The 20,531-nt window shown below is 37.8% G+C and carries 19 protein-coding genes; 8 read left to right on the top strand and 11 right to left on the bottom strand.

The genetic code is table 11. From position 1 onward, the window contains the following. Nucleotides 1–92 precede the first annotated feature (92 nt). The 5 genes from DBR39_RS23930 (at nucleotide 93) to DBR39_RS23910 (ending at nucleotide 5,811) form a co-directional block, all read left to right on the top strand. Nucleotides 93–806 carry a hypothetical protein gene (locus tag DBR39_RS23930; protein WP_124537172.1) on the top strand — a complete coding sequence of 238 codons (714 nt, stop codon included), beginning with the start codon at nucleotides 93–95 and terminating at the stop codon, nucleotides 804–806. Between the two features lie 36 nt (nucleotides 807–842). Next, on the top strand, nucleotides 843–1,376 hold the full coding sequence (locus DBR39_RS23925) for a Crp/Fnr family transcriptional regulator (protein ID WP_124537171.1): 534 nt from the start codon (nucleotides 843–845) through the stop codon (nucleotides 1,374–1,376). Between the two features lie 65 nt (nucleotides 1,377–1,441). Then, nucleotides 1,442–1,825 carry a hypothetical protein gene (locus DBR39_RS23920; protein ID WP_124537170.1) on the top strand — a complete coding sequence of 128 codons (384 nt, stop codon included), beginning with the start codon at nucleotides 1,442–1,444 and terminating at the stop codon, nucleotides 1,823–1,825. Between the two features lie 133 nt (nucleotides 1,826–1,958). Further along, the gene (locus DBR39_RS23915; RefSeq protein WP_124537169.1) at nucleotides 1,959–4,769 is read left to right on the top strand and encodes a TonB-dependent receptor; all 2,811 of its coding nucleotides are present in this window, start codon (nucleotides 1,959–1,961) and stop codon (nucleotides 4,767–4,769) included. Between the two features lie 7 nt (nucleotides 4,770–4,776). After that, entirely contained in the window at nucleotides 4,777–5,811 is a 1,035-nt protein-coding gene (locus tag DBR39_RS23910; protein ID WP_185147258.1) for a phytase, read from the top strand. Nucleotides 5,812–6,472: 661 nt separating this feature from the next. Here the strand turns inward: DBR39_RS23910 and DBR39_RS23905 are convergent. From DBR39_RS23905 to DBR39_RS23870, 9 genes are all read right to left on the bottom strand, one after another. Next, on the bottom strand, nucleotides 6,473–7,213 hold the full coding sequence (locus DBR39_RS23905) for a sterol desaturase family protein (protein WP_228447911.1): 741 nt from the start codon (nucleotides 7,211–7,213) through the stop codon (nucleotides 6,473–6,475). Between the two features lie 61 nt (nucleotides 7,214–7,274). After that, a complete protein-coding gene (locus DBR39_RS23900) occupies nucleotides 7,275–7,544 on the bottom strand; it encodes a hypothetical protein (protein WP_103232987.1) in 270 nt (89 codons plus the stop codon). Between the two features lie 162 nt (nucleotides 7,545–7,706). Further along, nucleotides 7,707–9,044, bottom strand: coding sequence for a S41 family peptidase (locus DBR39_RS23895; protein ID WP_124537167.1), 1,338 nt, complete (start codon nucleotides 9,042–9,044; stop codon nucleotides 7,707–7,709). 6 nt (nucleotides 9,045–9,050) lie between these two features. Next, nucleotides 9,051–9,794, bottom strand: coding sequence for a hypothetical protein (locus DBR39_RS23890; protein WP_228447910.1), 744 nt, complete (start codon nucleotides 9,792–9,794; stop codon nucleotides 9,051–9,053). A gap of 181 nt (nucleotides 9,795–9,975) precedes the next feature. Next, entirely contained in the window at nucleotides 9,976–10,899 is a 924-nt protein-coding gene (locus tag DBR39_RS23885; RefSeq protein ID WP_124537166.1) for a T9SS-dependent choice-of-anchor J family protein, read from the bottom strand. Nucleotides 10,900–10,975: 76 nt separating this feature from the next. Further along, nucleotides 10,976–12,268, bottom strand: a complete 1,293-nt coding sequence (locus tag DBR39_RS23880; RefSeq protein WP_103232991.1) for a hypothetical protein — start codon at nucleotides 12,266–12,268, stop codon at nucleotides 10,976–10,978. A 52-nt stretch (nucleotides 12,269–12,320) separates the two neighbouring features. Further along, nucleotides 12,321–12,488 carry a hypothetical protein gene (locus DBR39_RS24420; RefSeq protein ID WP_185147257.1) on the bottom strand — a complete coding sequence of 56 codons (168 nt, stop codon included), beginning with the start codon at nucleotides 12,486–12,488 and terminating at the stop codon, nucleotides 12,321–12,323. Between the two features lie 92 nt (nucleotides 12,489–12,580). Continuing rightward, a complete protein-coding gene (locus DBR39_RS23875) occupies nucleotides 12,581–15,871 on the bottom strand; it encodes a TonB-dependent receptor (RefSeq protein WP_124537165.1) in 3,291 nt (1,096 codons plus the stop codon). 50 nt (nucleotides 15,872–15,921) lie between these two features. Next, nucleotides 15,922–16,878: a FecR family protein gene (locus DBR39_RS23870; RefSeq protein WP_228447909.1), complete on the bottom strand. Its 957-nt coding sequence runs from the start codon at nucleotides 16,876–16,878 to the stop codon at nucleotides 15,922–15,924. Nucleotides 16,879–17,120: 242 nt separating this feature from the next. Here DBR39_RS23870 and DBR39_RS23865 point away from each other — a divergent pair, with 242 nt between their 5' ends. Beyond that, the gene (locus DBR39_RS23865; protein ID WP_124537163.1) at nucleotides 17,121–17,744 is read left to right on the top strand and encodes an RNA polymerase sigma factor; all 624 of its coding nucleotides are present in this window, start codon (nucleotides 17,121–17,123) and stop codon (nucleotides 17,742–17,744) included. 141 nt (nucleotides 17,745–17,885) lie between these two features. Here the strand turns inward: DBR39_RS23865 and hxpB are convergent, their stop codons facing one another. Beyond that, nucleotides 17,886–18,533, bottom strand: coding sequence for a hexitol phosphatase HxpB (hxpB, locus tag DBR39_RS23860; RefSeq protein WP_124537162.1), 648 nt, complete (start codon nucleotides 18,531–18,533; stop codon nucleotides 17,886–17,888). Nucleotides 18,534–18,564: 31 nt separating this feature from the next. After that, nucleotides 18,565–19,185 carry a helix-turn-helix transcriptional regulator gene (locus DBR39_RS23855; protein ID WP_124537161.1) on the bottom strand — a complete coding sequence of 207 codons (621 nt, stop codon included), beginning with the start codon at nucleotides 19,183–19,185 and terminating at the stop codon, nucleotides 18,565–18,567. Between the two features lie 192 nt (nucleotides 19,186–19,377). On the opposite strand from DBR39_RS23855, the gene DBR39_RS23850 reads away from it, so the two are divergent. Together DBR39_RS23850 and DBR39_RS23845 are read left to right on the top strand one after the other, a co-directional pair. Beyond that, nucleotides 19,378–20,004, top strand: coding sequence for a superoxide dismutase (locus tag DBR39_RS23850; RefSeq protein ID WP_124537160.1), 627 nt, complete (start codon nucleotides 19,378–19,380; stop codon nucleotides 20,002–20,004). A 23-nt stretch (nucleotides 20,005–20,027) separates the two neighbouring features. Beyond that, entirely contained in the window at nucleotides 20,028–20,528 is a 501-nt protein-coding gene (locus DBR39_RS23845; protein WP_124537159.1) for a DUF2480 family protein, read from the top strand. The last annotated feature ends 3 nt before the right edge of the window (nucleotides 20,529–20,531 follow it).

Raw genomic sequence — 20,531 nt, 5'->3', positions numbered from 1 at the left:
AACCGTCCACTCTTTTTGTTCTCCTATTTTATTTTTGATATATAATTCAAAATTTATTTAAATTGCATAGGCGTTCCCTAATCCTCCTGTGTATGTTTGAAAAGTTGATCGATAGCTTTGAGAAGCTGTGTCTGCAGATTATTATTGAAATATTATTGGTTCCGGTAACCGTTTTCAAATTGTTTCAGGATCCCCGCCGCTGCTATGATCTTTCTGTACACGAGATGGAAAAAGAAGAGACGGAACGTTTTCAGGATTACCTCTCTCCTATCAAGCTTTCCGTTTATACCTCTGTCATTATCTCTGTCCTTTTAATGGATTACGGTGGTGAGCACAACGTTATTTCAAAGATCAAGGGACTAAGTATGGTGGAAAAGGCACTGTTTATATTCCTGATGAATAATATTACTGCAGTCCTGTTCAGTGTTGCTTTATTATGGTACAAAAAGGAAAAAATAAATACCGTTGCTTTCAGAACGCTGTTGTTTTCTTTCATTTATACCACTGTGTATACCTCTACTCCATTTTTTATACTAATCAGTTCAGCTATGTTTTTGGGACAAACTTTGAATGTAGAGTCTTATCTGGATCGTCTTGGCAAGGTGAGTGAATATGGAACAAGAGACTATTTGTTTTTTCTGGTCTTTCTGGTTTTTATGATTGTTGGAATCATTGGTGTATTTAAGCTTTTCAAAGCACTGCACTACATTTTGAAGAACAATTTCAGTTACCATCCTTATGTTGTGTGGTTTTTCACAGTACTTTTCTTTGCTGTTCAGCTTTATTATGCAAGAGGGTTTATTTAAAATGATCAGGCCACTTTACCTTAATCCAGACCAGATATGAACATTCCAGATATTCATTCTCTTTTAAAAACAGAGCTTCATTTATTAGTCGAAGTTACCTATCCTGCTAAAACAATACTTCTTGATGAAGGAAAAGTTTCAGATAAGATGTTCTTTGTAAAAAGCGGAGCCTTAAGAGAGTTTTTCTATCAGGATGGCAAAGAACTTACTTTGGAATTTATCACAGAAAATCAGGCTGTATCTTCGTTTGACAGCTTTCTGAATGGTACGCCCAGTGAATTTATTATTGAAACATTGGAACCTACTACTGTATATGAACTTCATGCTGATACTTTTCACAAACTCATGGAAAATCAGGAATTTCAGCAAACTTTTCACCCTCTTTTTTACAAACGTTTCAGTGAAATCAACCAACGGCTGATCTCCTTTATTAAAGATTCTCCACAGAAAAGATATGAACAGCTTTTAAAAGGTAGGCCAGAGCTTCTGCTTCGCTTCCCACAACACTATATCGCTTCCTATCTTGGAATTACCAGTGTCTCACTGAGCAGAATCCGGAACCGCAGATAATTTCTTTACAATTGTTATCGTCTGATCATCCATCCCTGTGGTAATTTTGTTTCAAATAAAAAATTATGAAACATTTTATCCAACAAGTATTCAAAGAGGTATTAGAAAACCCGGTATTTGACGAATTATTAATTGAAAAATATTTTTCAAAAGACTACATTCAATCGGTTGATCACCAGCAATTAAATTATGAACAATTTGTTCTTCATATTAAAAAATTGAAAGAAAAAGTGGCTGAACAGAAGATTGAGATCATCAACCATGCTGAAAATGGGAAGATCATCTTTACCAATCATGTGGCAAGATCCATATTAAAAGACGGAAGTTCTGCTTCTCATAAAGTATTAGCAGAATTTACCATACTGAATCATAAAATTATACGATGTGATGAACTGACTTTGCTGGTGGAAGGAAATCATACTGAAAAAAATCTTGGTTCTGAAATCTAGATAACAAATCTGTATTACCTTTCAACACACAGTTTCTATATTAACAATTCTTAAGAAAACCTTAATTTTCTCTTCAACTCCTTTTCCAAACAGATGTTTAATTTCGTTGTGATTTTTATCTAAAAAAGGAAAAGTGAAGAAAATTTTTACATCTGTTTTATTTTGTGCCTCTATTTTTTTCTATGCACAGACCGGTTCTTTGTCCGGAAACATTAATGACGACTCGAAAATAGCCCTGCCGGGAGCCAAAATCTCCCTAAGTCCGGGAAATATTTATACGACCTCAGATGAGCACGGAAACTTTGTTTTCCTGAATGTTCCTCCAGGAAGTTATACCATGAAAATTGATTATCTCGGCTATGGTGTTCATGAATATACCATCACTGTTGAACCTGAAAAAAACACGCGGCAAAATATCGTTTTCGACAAAAAAGAAACATCTATTGCAGAAGTTGTCGTTTCAGGATCTACTTTAAAAAACCAGGCAAGAGCCTTAAATAAACAAAAAAGCAATGCCAATATTACCAATGTAATTTCTTCAGATCAGATCGGACGTTTTCCTGATGCCAATATCGGGGATGCTTTGAAGCGTGTTCCGGGAATTACGATACAGAATGACCAGGGTGAGGCCAGAAACCTTATCATCAGAGGGCTTGCCCCCAATCTTAATTCAGTTACCCTAAACGGTGACAGAATTCCGTCTGCCGAAGGAGATAATCGTAATGTGCAGATGGACCTGATCCCTTCTGACATGATCTCCACCATAGAAGTCAACAAAACGCTCACTCCTGATATGGATGCTGATGCCATCGGAGGTTCTGTAAACCTGATTACCAGAGCTTCCCCAAATGGACAAAGAATTTCTGCAACCGTTGCCGGCGGATACAACCCGATCCGTGAAAAAGGAAATTACACTGCCGGATTTGTATATGGAAACCGATTTTTAGATAAAAAATTGGGGGCTGTATTCAGTTTTTCTTATAATAACAACAATTTTGGTTCGGATAATATAGAACCTGTGTGGAGCCAGGCTAACGATATTGCACAAACAGTCTATGTAAGCAAAATGGGAGTCCGTTATTATAATGAACATCGTATCAGACACAGTTTTGATCTTAATATGGATTATGAATTCAATTCCAAAAACAAGATCTATGCTTCTGCAATGTATAATTTCAGAAACGATAAAGAAAACAGGTTTGCATTAGGATATAAAATAAAACCGGTTTACAATGCTGACGAAACAGAGATTACAGGCTGGAAAGGAAGTATCACAAGACAAAATAAAGGAGGTGACGCAGATAATGACAATACGCGTCTGGAAAAACAAAAAGTTCAGAATTATGCTTTAAGAGGAGAACATTTATTAGGTTCCAAAGTGGATCTCGACTGGTCAATAAATTATGCAACAGCAAGTGAGGACAAACCTCATCAGCGTTATATAGAGTTTGAAAACAGCAAGATGAATTTCTCTCCTGACCTTAGCAATCCTGAAAAACCGATGTTCAATCTCCTTGCTGCAGATAATTTAGGCAGTTATAAGTTAAGTGATCTTTCGGATGCCAACAGTTTTACACAGGAAAAAGAATTGGGAGCAAAAGTGAATATTCGTTTTCCATTTTCAGTGATTGATGGCCAGAAAGGGCGTCTTCGTACCGGTTTGCGTATGCGTTTGAAGAAAAAGGAAAGAGATAATGATTTCTATGCATTCACACCAATCAACCCTATGGGAAGCCTTTTGTCTGTGCCAACAGTATCTCTTGATGGTCAGAACTTTCAACCAGGAAATTATGTGCCGGGAACCTTCGTAGATCCTTCTTATCTTGGAGGTCTGGATTTATTCAATCCAAATTTGTTCAAGGGTACCCTGAAACCTGAAAAATATCTTTCAAGCAACTACAGTGCAAAAGAGCAGATTTATGCAGGTTATATCCGTTGGGATCAGGATTTTAATGATAAACTATCCATGATTGTCGGAGCACGTATTGAAACTACACAGATTGATTATACCGGAAACTACGTGATGAATGAAAAGGATCTGGTGGGACAAATCAATAATACCAATACATATACGAACGTACTTCCGAATATTTCCTTCAAATATGTTCCGGTACAGGATCTTGTGCTTCGTGCAGCTTTTACTACGGCAATTGCCCGCCCGAACTACTACTCACTGGTTCCTTATCTTAACGTTATTTCGGAGGATGAGATCGTTGCTGCCGGAAACCCAAACTTAAAGGCAACCTATGCTTATAATTTTGATTTCATGGCAGAAAAGTATTTTAAGTCTGTGGGAATTCTTTCAGGAGGAATTTTTTATAAAAACCTGAATGACTTTATTTACACCTATTCCAAAAGAAATTATACAGCAAACGATTTTGCGAATGACTTTGCAGGACAAACCAATCCTATTCCTACCGGAGAAAGCAACTGGAAATTTACCCAGCAGCGTAATGGTGACAATGTAGATATTTATGGTTTTGAAGTCGCTTTGCAAAGACAGCTTGATTTTATTCCGGGAGCTTTCTGGAAAGGACTTGGAGTCTATGTAAACTATACCTACACTAAATCTAAAGCAAAAGGAATTACCAATGAAGATGGTGTTGAAAGGACAGATGTAGGTCTTCCGGGAGCAGCTCCTCATATGTTCAATGGATCTCTTTCATGGGAAAACAAACGTTTTTCCGCAAGGATTTCTATGAATTATGCTTCTCATTATATCGACGAACTGGGTGGCAAGGCGTTTGATGACCGTTATTATGATAAGCAGTTTTTCCTTGATGCCAATGCTTCTTACAAGATTACAAGCCAGCTTAGAGTTTTCGCAGAAGCCAATAATCTGACCAATCAGCCGTTAAGATATTACCAGGGAATCCAAAGCAGAACCGCCCAGGCAGAATATTACAGACCAAGGTTTACAATGGGGGTGAAATTTGATTTTTAAAATACACATGAAAAACATACATTATATATTAGCTCTTTCAGTTCTTCCTTTTGTGATCAACTGTACTGGGCAGAAAGATTTAACAGAAAAATTAAAACCTACCGTTATTACGGAAACTGTCGCTCATGATACCGATGATCCTGCCATTTGGATCAATCCTCAGGATGCTTCAAAAAGTATCATCATCGGAACAGATAAAGATACTGATGGAGGGCTGTATGCCTTTGACCTTAACGGAAAAATCATCAATAAGGCTTTAGGATTGAAACGTCCTAATAACGTTGATATTGAATATGGTTTTATGATCAACGGTAAAAAAACAGATATCGCAGCAGTCACTGAAAGAGAAACCAATAAAGTAAAATTATATACGCTTCCTGAGCTGAAAGAAATCGGAGAGATTTCTGTATTTAACGGAGAGTCAGAACGTGGCCCAATGGGAGTTTCCATGTATAAAAATTCTGATACAGGAGATATATTTGTTATTGTGGGAAGAAAATCCGGTCCAAGTGACGGGTATCTCTGGCAGTATAAACTTTCTGAAAAAAATGATTCCATCACAGGAGAAGTTGTGCGTAAATTCGGAAAATACAGCGGCCTGAAAGAGATTGAAAGTATTGCTGTAGATGATGAAATGGGTTACATCTATTATTCTGATGAGCAGTTCGGAGTTCACAAATATTACGCAGATCCTGCGAAAGGCAATGAGGAATTATCAGTTTTCGGGAAAGGAGATTTTAAATCTGACGTAGAAGGAATTTCGATCTACCCTACTTCTAAAGGAAAAGGATATATTCTGGTTTCAAATCAGCAGAATGATACATTCAATGTCTATCTAAGACAAGATCAGTCTAAAGGAAGAATTGCAGAAATCCCTGTTTCTACACTGGAAAGTGATGGTTCTGAAGTGACGAATGTTAATTTAGGTCCAAAATTTCCTAAAGGAGTTTTTGTTGCTATGAGTAACGGCAGGGTATTTCACTTTTATGACTGGAGAATTGTTGAGAAAGCAATAAAATCAGCGGTGAAAACTGGCAAATAAAAATAGTCTTTAAACCATTAAGGTTGATAAGGTTTTAAGAGTATTAAGTTGAGCTATTCTGCCATTGCGAACCGCAGGTGAAGCAATCTCATGGTTTTAGTTCATCTTAATACTCTTCATTTTTCTTCTTAAGGGTTCATAATCTTAGAGTTATTCAACGCAAAGTTTATCTAAAATTGAGTAATATTTTAAGGAAGCTAAGAAAGAGTTGATTTACAATCAACGGATGAAGCAGAGACTACAGTTTTATTTTTAAATTTTATATCTCGTTGATTTTGCAGATGAAGGAAATCTAAAAAAAATCTGCGTAATCTCATTGATCTGCGAGCAAAAATAAACCAATCCATCAAAGTAAAGCTCGTCTTAATGCTCTTCATTTTTTCATTCTTCTTAATAGTTTATAATCTTATAAATTATTCAACGCAAAGTTTATTTAAAATTGAGTAATATTGTAAGGAAGCTAAGAAGAAGTTGATTTGCAATCAACGGATGAAGCAGAAGGTTTATCCAGGAGCTTTTTATGCAGCTTTGCTGCAACTCTTTGCTGTCTCAAAAGCAAGTAATTTCTTTTTAAACTTTGCGTTTAAAAATCACCTTACTTAAAAGTTCTATTTTAATAAAGGCTGTAACAGCCTCGCTCTTCCAGCCTCCAACGTCCCTCCTATTTATATGTCCCAAATAATCTATCCCAGACAGAAGTATAAAATCCGAAATTTTTACTTTCATCCAAATGGTGTTGGTTGTGAAACCTTGTTGTTCCCACAAAAAAACGATCAAACGAAGCTGGAAAAAACTCTCTGTTCAGATGACCGATGGTTCCCCAGATCAGATTCAGCAAAAGATATATTGAAATAGAAACTACAGAGAAATCGTAACCGATGAGCAAAACCAGCATCATCAATCCAAATCCTATGGTTTCGAAAGGATGCAAAACAAAAAGACTTAGAAAATTGGTGCTTACATGCTCGTGATGTTTTCCATGCAGTATTTTGTAGATAAAGGGTAAATGCGCTGCGAAATGAAAGAAATACATAAGAAGATCCATCAAAAGAAGCAGAACAATGACTTCGGCTAATATGTCAAACATAGATTGATCCTGTCCAAGTACAATCCATCCGTTTTTCCATAAAAAAGCCCCAAGCAGCATCACAAAACTGTTACATACTATGGTAAGCAGGCTTAGATAAAAATCGGATCTTGTAACAGGGTGATTTTTCTCCTGTAACTGACTTTTATGGCAGGTTTTTTCGATGAAAATATATAGGCCAATGGAAAAAAGATACATAAAAGCATTCATGATAAGACTGAATACTATCCACTGTGGCCAGGAAAACTGCCAAAACAATTGTAAATAACCGGAAAGTACTGTCTCATGAAAATCCATAAATGCGTCGTCCTTCAACTTGATGCTATAAAGGTAAGAATTTCGCAATACAATCAGCGGACAAAGCAGATTTCAGAGGTTATTTCTGTCTTGCCTTTCTTCTCAGTTCACGAAGTCTTGACGTCAGTTTTTTCCTTAAATCATTATGATATTCACGGTAATTTTTGATGCTGTTTTCCAGGTTCTTTTTGTTCAGAAGATATTCTTCATACAGATGACCCAGTTCTGAAATCTGTGTAATGACATCTGAAGGCTGGCTTTCAGGGTCTTCTGCAGCTTCTATCAGCAGACGGTAATATTCAACTCGGCTGGTCAGGTTCATGTGAAGTTTGGGTTCTATTCCCTGCATGATTTTATGATTTTATTGAGTTCTTGAATAAGCAAAGAGCAAAAAAAGGCTTTATAAATTTTACTTTTACTATTCTCTATCTTTTTTATTTATTATTACAGTAAATGAGTTGGGGTAATGAGCAAATTCACCTTTTTGCCCTGTGTTCTGTCACCTCCAATATTATTTCCCCAATACTGCCGAAGGCACATCACTCTGGTATAAAATCTTAACATTCCCATTCATCTTTTCCTGATCTGAAGATTTGAAGTAACCTCCGTTTAAGGCAGAAGAAATAAGGGTTTCATTAGGATCACCCAAAGGTAATAATGGCAGCCCGGCGTATTCATTGACGATGATCTGTGGTGAAATTCCATTATTGTATTCTCCCGCTCCATTGGCATTAAATACTTTATAAATCACCGGATGAATCTGCCAGGAAATTTTTCTCGGCTTACGTTTGTCCTCCACTACAAATCCGGCCATATCTTTCCCCAGCGTAGTATCTCCGATCTGAATCACCTGCATATAAGGTTTCAGGTTATTGACAACAATTTCTGCTGCGGATGCTGTACTGTTGGAGGTAAGGATAAACACTTTCTGTAATCCCAATGCGTTGGCACGTAAGGTGGCAAAATCCAGTGCCTTGGGATCATAAGCAATCTGCTCGGCAAATGATCTTTTTACTTCGCCACCGTTTTTATTTCCTTTAAAAATGATGAATGGTGAACTAGGTGACAACCCTGAAGGAATCAGTGAACAGAGCGCAGCTGCAGACGATACTGAACCTCCATAATTGTATCGGAGATCAAGAATCAGCTGTTGTACTCCGGCAGCCTTAAATTCCGTAAACTTCTGATTCAATACCTGTGTCATTCCATCAGGAAAATCGTAGATATACAGGTATCCTACTTTTTTACCGTTTTTCTCAAAAATTTTTGATAAAATAGGTTGTTCAAAAGAGAATCCATAGTAAACTGTAATATTCTTTTGATCAGCAATGGCTCCATTTTGCCATTTTCCTACGGTAAGGTCTATTACAGTTTGATCTTTAATGGAAGAAGCCATTGCCTCAGCATTAGATGCGGTAATTGTTTTCCCATTGATTTTGGTAATGATCATTCCTCTTTCCAACCCTGCGTTGAAGGCTGGAGAATTCTGAAGGACCAGTTTCACAACAGTAACCACCTCATTATTCGGAAGCTGAACAATAGTGTAATCAAAACCATACATATTCCTTATAGACCGCGGATAGGTGGAAGAATCTTCAGTATTGACCATGAAAGAAAACCGATCCTGAGAAGACAGCAGACTCTTAAAAAAATCTTTGGTAGAAAGACGATAGTCAGGTTTAGCAGGCATCTGATCTGCCCAATAATAGTATCGTCTCATACTGTCCTGAACCCAGAGATTCACAGACTCTGTACTTCCATCGGGGAAAACAGGTGCGCTTTCATCATTATTCGTACATGAAATGAGAAAGACAGCAATAATCAGTTGAAGTTTTAGAAAGTTTTTCATACGCAATTACAGATATTCTGCTACATCTATATCTCCTTTTACCACCCATTCTCCATTTTCCATTTTTTCCTGAAGGACTATCATGTTGGCACCTGTATGCTGTTTCAATTTCACCTGAATCATTTTAGATCCGGCATAAGGCTCTGAAGTTCCGGGTTTGTACAATTCCAGATATATAGGTGCCGTTGAACTGAAAAAATTATAGATTTTCACTGCCGTAAAATTGTCCTTCCCGATATTGTCAAATTCTGCCAGCACTACTCCATTTTCTCTTTTCAAAATGCCTTTCACATTTTTCAGAGAGGTCCCTGAAAATTCGCCCTGATTGGGGAAAATAAATTCAAAACCTACTTTCCCAAGATTGACCTGAGGTTTTACAGCATAGGTCTGTAAATAGATTCCCGGAAGATTAAAAAAGTATAGGTTTTTGTAATCATTTATATTGTCATAGGTAATATTGTATTTTGCAATTTCGGTTCCTGTTTCATTGTTATAGATAGACAGTTTGTTGATTTCTCCCTGATCCAGAACAAACTGAAGCTGCGTTTCTATTTTATTGGTATAGGACATTTTTCCATCGATGGATACAGGGGCTCCGTTGAGCCTCAGCTGCAATACATCAGGTTTGGAAAATCCTTTGATATTAACCTCTCCGGGCTTCTGTACTTTATCATACAACTCCATCGTATTGCTGTCTGTACATGAGAATAGTACGGTAAAAAATAGTAGTAATGCAAAGATTTTATTCATCTTTCTTCAATTATTTCATTGTAAAACTTAAAAATATTGCCCGGCCCATGAGCCGGGCAATATATAATTATAAAAAAACTAGTTGGATATGTTCTGGATAGTCTTTTTCAAATACTACCCATTATTGTATATTTAAAATTTCTTGGTGTTTCTAAAATCAGGTTCTAAGGGGATAGAATAATTATTTTTTAATAAACTTCAGCCTTTCAGTCGTTTTTCCATCTGTAATTTCTGCTATATAAGCTCCTGATGTCAAACCTGCTATATGAATAGCTTTTGAATACTGAGTGGTCAATACTTTTTGTCCTGCTGCATTGTAAATAGTAACCACGGTGATATTTTCTTTCAATGCCGGGTTTAGTTGCAGCTGTAAAGATTCTTTTACCGGGTTTTCTGCTATTTGTGTTACAATTTTGTTTCCTTTTACATCCTTAGTTCCCAAAAATGCGGTAGCATAGATTCCTATTTCATCAATATTGATATTCTGGACATTATTTCCGCTTGTTTTTCTGTTTGACCACATTCCGATATAGATTTTCTTCCCTGCAAAAGCAGAAAGGTCTACAAGGGCTTGTACAAATTCAGTAAGATCTGCCGGAAATGGGTTGGCTGAGTCTCCTACCTGTATTTTATAAAGACTTGGAACATCATTTCCACTCCCATCTACCGTCATTGCCTGGAAATCTGATAATGTAGGAACTTCCTTCTGTGGTGTGCTTACATAGATAAAAAGCTCTCTGGCAACAATAGTATGAGTAGATCTCTGTCTTCCGATATTTGCGGCCAAAGTAACGGTTCCTGCAGTGTTGGTAAGATCTATCTGAGGAGAAATAATCCAGTCATTTTCTGTAACAAATCCTGTAGCACTTCCCGTTGGAACCAAACTGATAGAGTGGCGAAGAACACCGGTAGTACCATAAATCATAGTTGTTCCGTTGTGGTAGATATTCTGCCCCTGTACCCATCCGTTACCGTTGCTGTTCAAATCATGGAAAGTCCATCCCTGAAGGTCAGCAGGAGTATCAAAAGAATTTCCCCATACCAGAGACTGCGCTGCAGCCAGGTGAGATAAAAACAGAACAGATGATAAAATTATTTTTTTCATAATGCTGATTATTAAGATTTTTGAAGTAAAAGCAAGGAATCAGCATATGCTGTTCCCTGCTTTTTAAAGTTTTTTATTATTCTACAATGGAGAAATTATATTTTGTCCAAAGTCCCTGGAAGTTTCCACAGTTTCTTGGAGATACATTCCAACCACCTTCGTTGAAGAAAGGCTGGCTCATACCCCATAGAGATGCAGGAGTTCCAGTCAATAGGTTCGCTGCAGGGATTCCTGCTGTTCCTGTTCCTGTAACTGAAGTTGTAAATCCGTGGATCTGAATAGTGTTGTAAGCTGAAGCTGAAGAAAGTTCAGAACCTGTTCCTTCTACTTTGATTCCCACAGGGTATCCTGTAACTACAGCGTTATTTAATGTTAATCTTCCGTGTCTTCTGATGTGGATACCGTTTTCATACAAAGCCCCTTTAGAAGAGTTCTTAGAACCGATAATCGTAAGGTTGTTGATAACAGGATGAGTCAACAATGATGTAGAAGAACCGTCTGCGTTGTTATCAAGCTCGATACCGTTAGAATCCGGGCTAGATCCGCTAAGACTGTGTGTAGAATTGTAATCTGCCAAAGCAAGAGCACACGTAATAGTTCCTGTATATCCGTTGTCAAAGTCGAAGTTATCATCATCCGCTGCAAAAGAAACAAGGTTTGAAGCGTTTACAGTACCTCCGAAGAATTCGAAAGAGTCATCTTTCCCGAAAGATACCTGAATATGATCTAAAGTAGTAGCATTTCCTACTCCTCCTAAAGTAAGACCATTGATTTCATTTCCTGAATTTGGAGCCAAAAGATCGTATCCTGCAAACTCAATACGTACATATTTCAATGTTCCACCGTCATGAGAAGCATTTGTACCTCCGTAATAGAAATCAGGACCAGATAATCCCTCAATTGTTTTTGTGAATGGAGTGTTTGTAGGAGCATCTCCTAGCATGATAACTCCTCCGAAATCACCAGGAGCAGCAGTGGTATCTTCATTTCCGTCTAACAATTTGTAGCTTGTGAAAATGATAGGTTGTGCTTCTGTACCTGCTGCGTTTATTTTTCCTGTCTTAGCAATGACCAAAACTCCTGTAGCTGTATTGCTAGTGTTTGGCTTAGCTTTAATGAATGTACCCGGCTGGATTGTTAATGTAGCTCCATCTTTTACAGTTACAACTCCATCTAATTCAACTACACCACTCCATGTAGTATTTGTAGTAATAGCACCACTAACGCTGGTTACCGGAAGAGCCGAAGCTGTAAGGTATTCAGCAGAAGTAGATTTCATATCGAATGGAGATGATGAATCTGCCAGTTGATCGTGTTGACAAGCTGTAAGAGATAATGCTGCCACTGCAATTAGAGTTAGTCTTTTCATTGTTATAATTTTTAGTAAAATCCGGTTGTATTTTTTATACCAGATCAGTTTTTTAATATTCAGGAATATCTTCCTCTCTATTCCTTCGATTTGTTTTTTGGTGTTCATCCCATCGCTGCAGGAGGAACTGCATTGCGGGAGTTCCCATGAAAGCCGCTAATGCCTGGGAAAAGCGATTAACGTTCGGTTTTTTCTGAACTGGTACTGCTGTGCGCATCATCAGTAATTTTTCAGTTTCTGATCAGGTTCCCGAAACCTGTACGCTGCTATCTTAAGAGCTCTTTTTATATGGTTTTGTTTGGTGTCTTATTTTTAAAAAGTATAATTCACGCTCAGGCTGAGCATCCTTCCACTGTAAGCCCGGAACATAATCTTATCTATATTTTTGTCATATTTGTCCGTTGCTCCCGGAAGAAGCTCCCATGCTTCTCTTTCTGTTCCTACATTACTTCCCCCTCCATTTTTTGCAGCCAGATAAGAATTGAAGTTGTTATAATATTCTTTTACCCTGTTGAAGAGGTTTCTTACATTAAATTTCACTTCAACGTTTTTATTACGGAGAAACTTGTAAGAGATCTGAGCATCTGCCACTGCATAAGGACGCTGAATTTCCTCTCCTTTGTAGGCGTATCCTACTGTGATGTACTGATCACCTTTGGCATTATACAGAAAACTTAATCCCAAACGGCTTCCATCATAGATCAATCCAAGATTGTAAGCATAGGGGGTCTGTCCGTAAAGCGGACGTTTCACTTCGTAGGTTTCATCATTATCACCCGTCTTATACAGGTCTTTAAAAGCAACTACTTTCGTATGGTTATAAGTAAAGTTTCCGCTAATGAAAAGCTTTTCCAAGAAAGTCCCGTCCGCAATGAAACCTAAGCTTTTTCTCACTTCTGCTTCAACTCCTAACAGCTTTGCATTTTTTGAATTTCCGTTGTATAAGAAAAGGTTCCCTTCACTGGATATATGACCTTCACGTTCAATAGGTCTGTCTATGTTTTTGTAATACAAACCTGCTGAAAATATTTCTCCCAAACCGGGAAACCATTCAAATTTGAAATCGTAATTATTAATAACCGACGAGCTCATTTCCGTATTATAAATCAGTCCGTTGGCAATCGGATCAAAGTAAGGAAGTCCTGTTCTTTCATTGAACTGCGGACGGATTACAGATTTGTTATAGGCAAGTCTCAGATTGATCTTATTCGTAGGGCTGTAGGTAAAATTCACGGAAGGCATGAATTGCCACGGCTTATCTTCTATTGCTGCTCTCATGATGTATTTGGAATCAGAAGGATCCAGCTGCTGGGAAATCATATCGTACTTAAAATATTCTGCACGAAGTCCCCAGACCAATCTTAATTTATTATTCCAACGGTTGTCAAACATCACATATACAGCATGTTGATTGACTTCCCCTTCATATTTGTCATTTTTATATAACCCTCTGGTTTCCCAACCAATACCACCCGGAACATAATGAGAGCCATTAAACCAGTCAGCAAGAGAACCATACATCGTCAAATAATTCTTCTCACTCCCTGGAACGTCCCGGTTTTCATCAACGCGAAGGAAAAACTTCTGCTGTTGGTTGGTATTGCTTTTTATAGTTCCTGCATATCCTGTTTTGATACTATTTTTAAAATTTCCAGCATCCATATCCCATTTGACAGAAGCTCCGTAGTTGTAATCTGTTTCTCTGTTTTCAATATACCCTCTGTAAAAATCTGCTCCGGAATTGTAAATCTTATGAAAGTTTAAAATCTCATTTCCGATAAAGTCATAGCGGGTAATATACTGGGTATAATCTTTGGTATCGGAAGAAACCCCTGTACGGGCTGCAAACCAGCTGATCTCTGTGTTTCCTATTTTATGATTCCCCTCCAGTTTATTTTGCAAAAGGGTCTGAAAAATCGGATAATTGGTATTATCTGTATAAGGTCTGTCTAATGTTTTGATCTGAGCCGGATCATTATTGGGAATGATTCCGTTATAAAAATAATTATATGCTAATTCTGCATTGGCTGCCATTCCGCTCCCGGTTGAGTATTCATTCCATCCTGTTACTCTTGTCAGGGTATTATCAAAAATATGGGTATAGGAATTACGGAATGAAATCCTGTTTTTTCCCAGCTGCCAACCAAAATTCAGCATCCCTGCCAGCGTAGAATTATAGTTGTAAGAAGCTCCGCTGTTTTTAAAGTTATAAAACGGAATTTGTCCGTTCTCATCAGGCATTCCTGTGGTATCCAGCCAGTTTCCTCTTCCTGTATGGTCTATATCCAGTTTATTTTGTTCATTTCTGATGACAAATGCTCCGGCAAATCCCCACTTGTTATTGTTTTTTAGCGCGTAAGTTCTTCCCAATGCCAATTGTATATTAGACCCCATATCACCTCTGGTTTTATAGGTGCTGAAATTGTCATTGGTAAATTGCTTTGACTGTTCAAAAAACTTTGGATCTGTCCAGTTCATTGCCTCCAATCCTTTGGGAAAATCCCTTGTCCCGTCATCATATCCGAAATAGTCATACTTTCCACGCTTACGGGTCAGAAATTCTTTGAATGCTGACTGGTCGTTATAAGAAGTTCCCATCGTTACGGTTGTAAAGTTTTCATTGGGAATATCTTTGGTTCTTACTTCTACATAGCCTCCTGCAAAGCTGGCATTCATATCAGGTGTTGCCGATTTACTCACCACTACACTTTCTACCATTGCCGTAGGAATGATATCAAATGAGAAGTTCTGATTATAGGCTTCCGTACTTGGCAGATTGATTCCGTCCATAGCTGCGGTATTCCATCGTTCTCCCATGGACCGTACTACTACATATTTGTTATCAATAGTGGTGATTCCCGTTACCCTTTTCAATGTTCCTCCCACATCGCTGTCCGGTGTTTTAGAAATCTGCTCCGCTGAAATACCGTCACTCATCTGTGCTGCCTTTTTCTGCTGAGCCAGAAGCCCTGCCTGTGTATCTGCTTTGCGGGCTGCAGTAATGACCACTTCTTTGATATTAGTCGTTTTAGCGGAAGCCTTGTTCAGAGCAAATGAAACGGAGTTGGTTTCTTTGTTGGTGACAGATAGTTTTTCAACCCTCAGCGTATTATATTGGGGAGCTTTTATGGTCAGATTATACGTTCCTGAGGAAAGATCTACTGTAAAATCTCCATTATTATCCGTTACGAAAGTTTTCTGAGCAATAGTAACTTCTGCCCCGGCAATGGGATTTCCCACCTCATCTACTATTTTACCGGAAATACGTCCGTTTCCCGGTACAGCGATGTTAGAACTTTCATATTTGATCGAAATAAGATCACCATGCAGACGGTATACAACAGGAAGACCGTTGGTAATATCCTTCAGACAGCTGTTGACAGAAGTATTCTCACATTTTACTCCTTTTACCTTCAGCTCTTTAATATCTACCTTGGAGTAAGCCAGTCTCATTCCTGTTTTTCCGGCAAATTCTTCCAAAACTTCAATCAATGGTCTGTTGGCAGGTACGGAAAATGTTACTTTCTGAACCAGCTCCTGAGCCTCTGCGGCTACAGTAAAAAATAAGGCTGCTATGGTAATCCCACATTTCAAACTTTTCATACTTAATAGTGTTCTCTTGATTATGATTATTTAATTTTTTTAGTAATGATTTATTTCTTCAGGATATAGGTATTCTCTTTTTTCTGTACCTCCAGTCCCAGGATAAAAGCCAGTGATTCAATATTTTCACCCACTGTTCCTCCGGTAAAATCTGCAGTAATCTTCTTATCTTCTGATTCTTTAGGATACAATACTTTGGTGTTGTAACTGCTTTCCAGAACAGCCACGACTTCTTTTAATGGAACATCATTAAAGCTTAAAGACAATATTGCAGTAACTTTGTTTGCAGAGTTCTTCACCGGTTTTAGGGCAATAACCGCTGTGGTATGGGAAACCCCAAAATTTGTCCACTTCTGATTGGGTTTAAGGAAAGAAACCGGAACTCCCGGAGAAGATACAGCCACTTTTCCTTCATAAAGATCAACTGCTTTTTTATTCCCGGACTGTGAAATTTTAAATACCGTTCCCAATACTTTTGTACTGAAACCATCTGCACGAACAATGAAAGGATGTACCTTTGATTTGGCTACGGAAAAAATAGCATCTCCTTTTAAATCCACAATTCTGGTGGAAGCGGGAAATGATTTTGCAACGGTCAGTTCAGCACCCGGTAAAAGAGTTACTACAGATCCGTCTTCAAGGTGAACAATCCGGTTTCCTGATTTTGCAAGATAAACATCAGGCTTAACGAACATCGTATAGGTAAATATTCCGCCTAGTGATAAAAGCAAAATAATAACCGCTGCAATTTTATAGAGGTTTCTTTTAAAACTTTTTGCAGATCGTATAGAAATAATATCCGTTTGAGGGAAATAGTATTCCAGCCCGGATAAAACCCTTTCTTTGGATTCTTTCCTATGAACAGCATCCAGATCTTTTTCTGCATAAGCCTTCCATTTTTCTAAAAGTTCATTTTCCTTTTCAGAAATTGTATTTCCTGAAACTTCCCGTTCCCAAAGTCTGAAAACAAAGGCTTCAATATTTCTATATGTTAAACGTTTTTTCATAGAGTCTTTCATCGTATTCACTGATACTTCTATCTATAAGACTGTGAAAATGAAAAACTTCCCTAAGGCGTTATTAATATTATATTCATATTACAAACAAATTGTTAATAATTTTCATCGTTTTTCACATTTACTCAACATTAACATCCTATTTACCCCTCGTTTTTCAGAAATATTTAATCTTAACACACCCAAAGTTCACAAAAAGTTAATTTTCCTTTAGGTAATTTTGTGACAAGAATATGAACCCAACAGACTATACATTATTAAAGAAAATAAAATCAGGCGACCGCCCTGCATTTATGCTGCTGTATGACCGATACTGGGATAGTCTATATAACTTTGTTTTTGTACGGACCCGGGATAAAGAAATCGCTGAAGAAATTCTGCAGAACTTATGGATGAAGATTCTTGAGAATACGGATGCCATACAAACGGATGATACTGAAAGTGCAAAAGGGTATCTCCTGCGCCATCTTCATTACCGCATCATCGATTTTTATAACAGTTATAAAAAAGCCCCTCCCACCCTGAGTATTGATGAATTTGACATCCCCAGTGAACTTGAAATGGCGGATACGGATTATTTTGAAATTCTTGAGGAAAATGAAATCTCTGCTTTATTGTCCATGATTGATGAAGTGGTTGCCCAGCTCCCTTCAACAGAACAACAGGTATATGATATGAGGATCCGGAAAAATATGTCTGTCAATGAAACAGCAGAAGCTTTGGGAATAAGCAATAAGACGGTAAGCAATAAACTAAGTAAAGCTTTGGGAGAAATCCGTGAAAAGCTGAATCCGGAGTACCAGTCGTCTAAAAAACTGGTAACGATCCTGATGCTGATGGAGATTTTGACGAGGTAATGAATTTGAGATACGTGGTGCGAGATTCGAGGTACAGGTTTTGGAGTATGAGATACTGGAGTTATGTCAATGCTCAATTTGCTACGCAGTCAATCGTCAATTTTTATAATATATATTAAAATTCACAGCGAAGCAGATTGGCTATTCACTAAACATCGGCAGTAAAGCCGTATTAAAGTTCAGTATTTTAAAATCGGCAAGGTCTGAATCTATGTTTTCATCATTATTGGTAAAAATGATGGTCTGCATTCCAGCTCCTTTTGCTGCTTTTAATCCAGAATGGCTGTCTTCAATGGCAATACAATGTTCAGGAGAAATCCCCAGATTTTTTGCAGAAGTAAGATAAACAGCAGGATGAGGTTTTCCCTGGATCTCAAATTCAGATGAATGAATAGTGTCGAAAAGGTCACGAACCTGAAGTTTTTCAAGAACAACATGGGCCACCCGCAAAGGAGCATTGGTCGCAAGTCCTATTTTATAGTCTTTAGTCTTAAGGTGTCTGATAAACTCCTCCACACCGGATATTATACAGTCTTGGGTCTGTATCATCTCAATCACTCTTGTTACCACTTTATTTTCCAAATCGGACACATCCAGATTATCCCAGGGAAATCTTTCATACCAGAATTCTGTCACTTCCTGAGTGGTCATGTATTTGGTTTGCGCAGCAAGATCTTCTGTGACCTGTACACCATATGATGAAAATACATCAAGTTCTGCCTGAGTCCAGAATTTTTCTGAATCTATCAGCACTCCGTCCATATCGAATATCACTGCTTTTAAAGCCATCTTTTGAATGATAAATTTTATGAGTTATATATTACTGGCTGATTTTATAAACACAGCGCTGCCCTCCGGAAATAATATGGTCTATTCTTTCAACCTTGTAATCATTTCCTATCAACGATTGAAAATTGGATAATTCTGCACGGCAGAAGCCCTGACATTCTGTTGCAGCGGCACATATAGGACAATGATTTTCAATCAGAAAATAATCTTCCCCTTCTTTTTTCCATTCTGCCATGTAGCCCTCTTCACTTCGGACCTTGGCAAGAGAATCAAGACGTTGTTCTAAAGATTTTGCTTTGGAAAGTACTTTTTCATACCGCTCATGGGTGTTCTTCTCCCTGTCACTGATCAATAGCTCCAAAGCATTTTCGCCCAAAAGATTTTTTACTGATCTCAGAATTTGAACCGTTACATCTGCATGAGTATCAGGAAACTGAGCCAGTCCTTTTTCTGTAAGGATATAGTATGTAGAGGGGCGGCCTACCCCTTCACTCTTCACCAGAGATTCTATCAACCCTTCCTGAGCAAGATTCAGCAAATGCTTTCTTGCCCCTTCTTTGGTAATCGACAATTCTTCAGCAATAAGGAGCGAAGTAGCCTCACCTCTCATCTTTAAAAACATAAGAATACGATCTACAGCCGGCTTCTTCATTTGACAATATTTAGGTTGTTTTATTTTTCAACAACAAATATAGTCATTTTCTATAATCTCAAAAAACAAAGACTAATACAAACATTTACAATGCATTATCAGGATAAACTTTAAAATCAATAAAACAACCTAAAAGTTGTTTTATTAAAATATATTTTTACCTTTGTCATACGTTAATCAAAAATAAATACAATGAACCCATTTACATTACCACAGCTACCTTATGCTCATGATGCTTTGGAACCTTTTATAGATAAAGAAACAATGACTATTCACCACCAACGTCATCATCAGGCTTATGTTGATAATCTGAATGCAGCGTTGGCACAAACCAACGAAGTCAATCCAGATCTGGATTCATTACTGCAAAGAATAAGTGAATACAACCCTGCGATAAGAAATAATGGAGGGGGTCACTACAACCACTCTTTATTCTGGGAAATTCTTTCTCCTCAACCCAAGCTACATCCTGCAGGGAAGCTTAATGATGCTGTAACAGCAACTTTTGGAAGTCTTGAAAACTTTAAGGCAGAAATGAAAAAAACAGGTTTGTCACAGTTTGGTTCCGGGTGGGTATGGTTATCTGTAAAGTTCAACGGATCATTGGCCATCAGCTCTACTCCTAATCAGGATAATCCGATGATGGATGTTCTTTCGACGAACAGGGGCTTTCCGATTCTTGGAATAGATGTGTGGGAACATGCTTATTATCTGAACTATCAGAATAAACGGGCAGATTATCTGGATTCTTTCTGGTCTGTATTAGATTGGTCGTCTGTTGAGAAAAAATATGAAGAGGCTTTGTCAAAAGTAAGATAATTAACACTGATTGTAAACCAGCTATGAATCAGGAAACATTTATCAATAAAGCAAAAGCTTCAGGTATTATTGCCCTTGATCTTTCAGATTACAAACCGACAACGGAAATTGTGGAACTGGATATCAAAAATCATCTTTTCATGGGAATGATTGTCAAGGAGAAAGAGTTTAAAGAATCCATTGCTGCGGTAGATTTTTCTGTATATAACGAAAAGGCAGTAGGAATCATCTGTTCTACGGATGCCATCATCCCGCCTTGGGCGTATATGCTGCTCATGGAAAAACTGTCTCCTTATGCTTCTTATGTAGATTTAAACAACGCAGAAACGGTTCTGCTTGATCTTTGGAAACGCCGTCTCATCTATGCTGACCTGAAACATTATAAAAATCAGAAGGTAGTTGTCCGTGCAAGTACAGCTCATGATCCCTCCCTTTACTTGTGGGCTGCAGGACTTCTGAAACCTCTCGTAAAAACGTTGATGTATGGCGAGATAGGATTACCCAAAGTAATTTTTAAACAATAAAAA

It is taken from the genome of Chryseobacterium sp. KBW03, from assembly GCF_003852415.1.
Classification (GTDB): Bacteria; Bacteroidota; Bacteroidia; order Flavobacteriales; family Weeksellaceae; genus Chryseobacterium; species Chryseobacterium viscerum.
Note: the sequence above shows the minus strand (reverse complement) of the source record. Positions and strands in the feature narration are given on the sequence as shown.

Excerpts from the sequence above, each read along its gene's own strand:
- DBR39_RS23930 (WP_124537172.1), top strand. The coding sequence starts at position 93 with ATGTTTGAAAAGTTGATCGATAGCTTTGAGAAGCTGTGTCTGCAGATT.
- DBR39_RS23925 (WP_124537171.1), top strand. The coding sequence starts at position 843 with ATGAACATTCCAGATATTCATTCTCTTTTAAAAACAGAGCTTCATTTA.
- DBR39_RS23920 (WP_124537170.1), top strand. The coding sequence starts at position 1,442 with ATGAAACATTTTATCCAACAAGTATTCAAAGAGGTATTAGAAAACCCG.
- DBR39_RS23910 (WP_185147258.1), top strand. The coding sequence starts at position 4,777 with ATGAAAAACATACATTATATATTAGCTCTTTCAGTTCTTCCTTTTGTG.
- DBR39_RS23900 (WP_103232987.1), bottom strand. The coding sequence starts at position 7,544 with ATGCAGGGAATAGAACCCAAACTTCACATGAACCTGACCAGCCGAGTT.
- DBR39_RS23895 (WP_124537167.1), bottom strand. The coding sequence starts at position 9,044 with ATGAAAAACTTTCTAAAACTTCAACTGATTATTGCTGTCTTTCTCATT.
- DBR39_RS23890 (WP_228447910.1), bottom strand. The coding sequence starts at position 9,794 with ATGAATAAAATCTTTGCATTACTACTATTTTTTACCGTACTATTCTCA.
- DBR39_RS23885 (WP_124537166.1), bottom strand. The coding sequence starts at position 10,899 with ATGAAAAAAATAATTTTATCATCTGTTCTGTTTTTATCTCACCTGGCT.
- DBR39_RS23880 (WP_103232991.1), bottom strand. The coding sequence starts at position 12,268 with ATGAAAAGACTAACTCTAATTGCAGTGGCAGCATTATCTCTTACAGCT.
- DBR39_RS24420 (WP_185147257.1), bottom strand. The coding sequence starts at position 12,488 with ATGATGCGCACAGCAGTACCAGTTCAGAAAAAACCGAACGTTAATCGC.
- DBR39_RS23875 (WP_124537165.1), bottom strand. The coding sequence starts at position 15,871 with ATGAAAAGTTTGAAATGTGGGATTACCATAGCAGCCTTATTTTTTACT.
- DBR39_RS23870 (WP_228447909.1), bottom strand. The coding sequence starts at position 16,878 with ATGAAAAAACGTTTAACATATAGAAATATTGAAGCCTTTGTTTTCAGA.
- DBR39_RS23865 (WP_124537163.1), top strand. The coding sequence starts at position 17,121 with ATGAACCCAACAGACTATACATTATTAAAGAAAATAAAATCAGGCGAC.
- hxpB (WP_124537162.1), bottom strand. The coding sequence starts at position 18,533 with ATGGCTTTAAAAGCAGTGATATTCGATATGGACGGAGTGCTGATAGAT.
- DBR39_RS23855 (WP_124537161.1), bottom strand. The coding sequence starts at position 19,185 with ATGAAGAAGCCGGCTGTAGATCGTATTCTTATGTTTTTAAAGATGAGA.
- DBR39_RS23850 (WP_124537160.1), top strand. The coding sequence starts at position 19,378 with ATGAACCCATTTACATTACCACAGCTACCTTATGCTCATGATGCTTTG.
- DBR39_RS23845 (WP_124537159.1), top strand. The coding sequence starts at position 20,028 with ATGAATCAGGAAACATTTATCAATAAAGCAAAAGCTTCAGGTATTATT.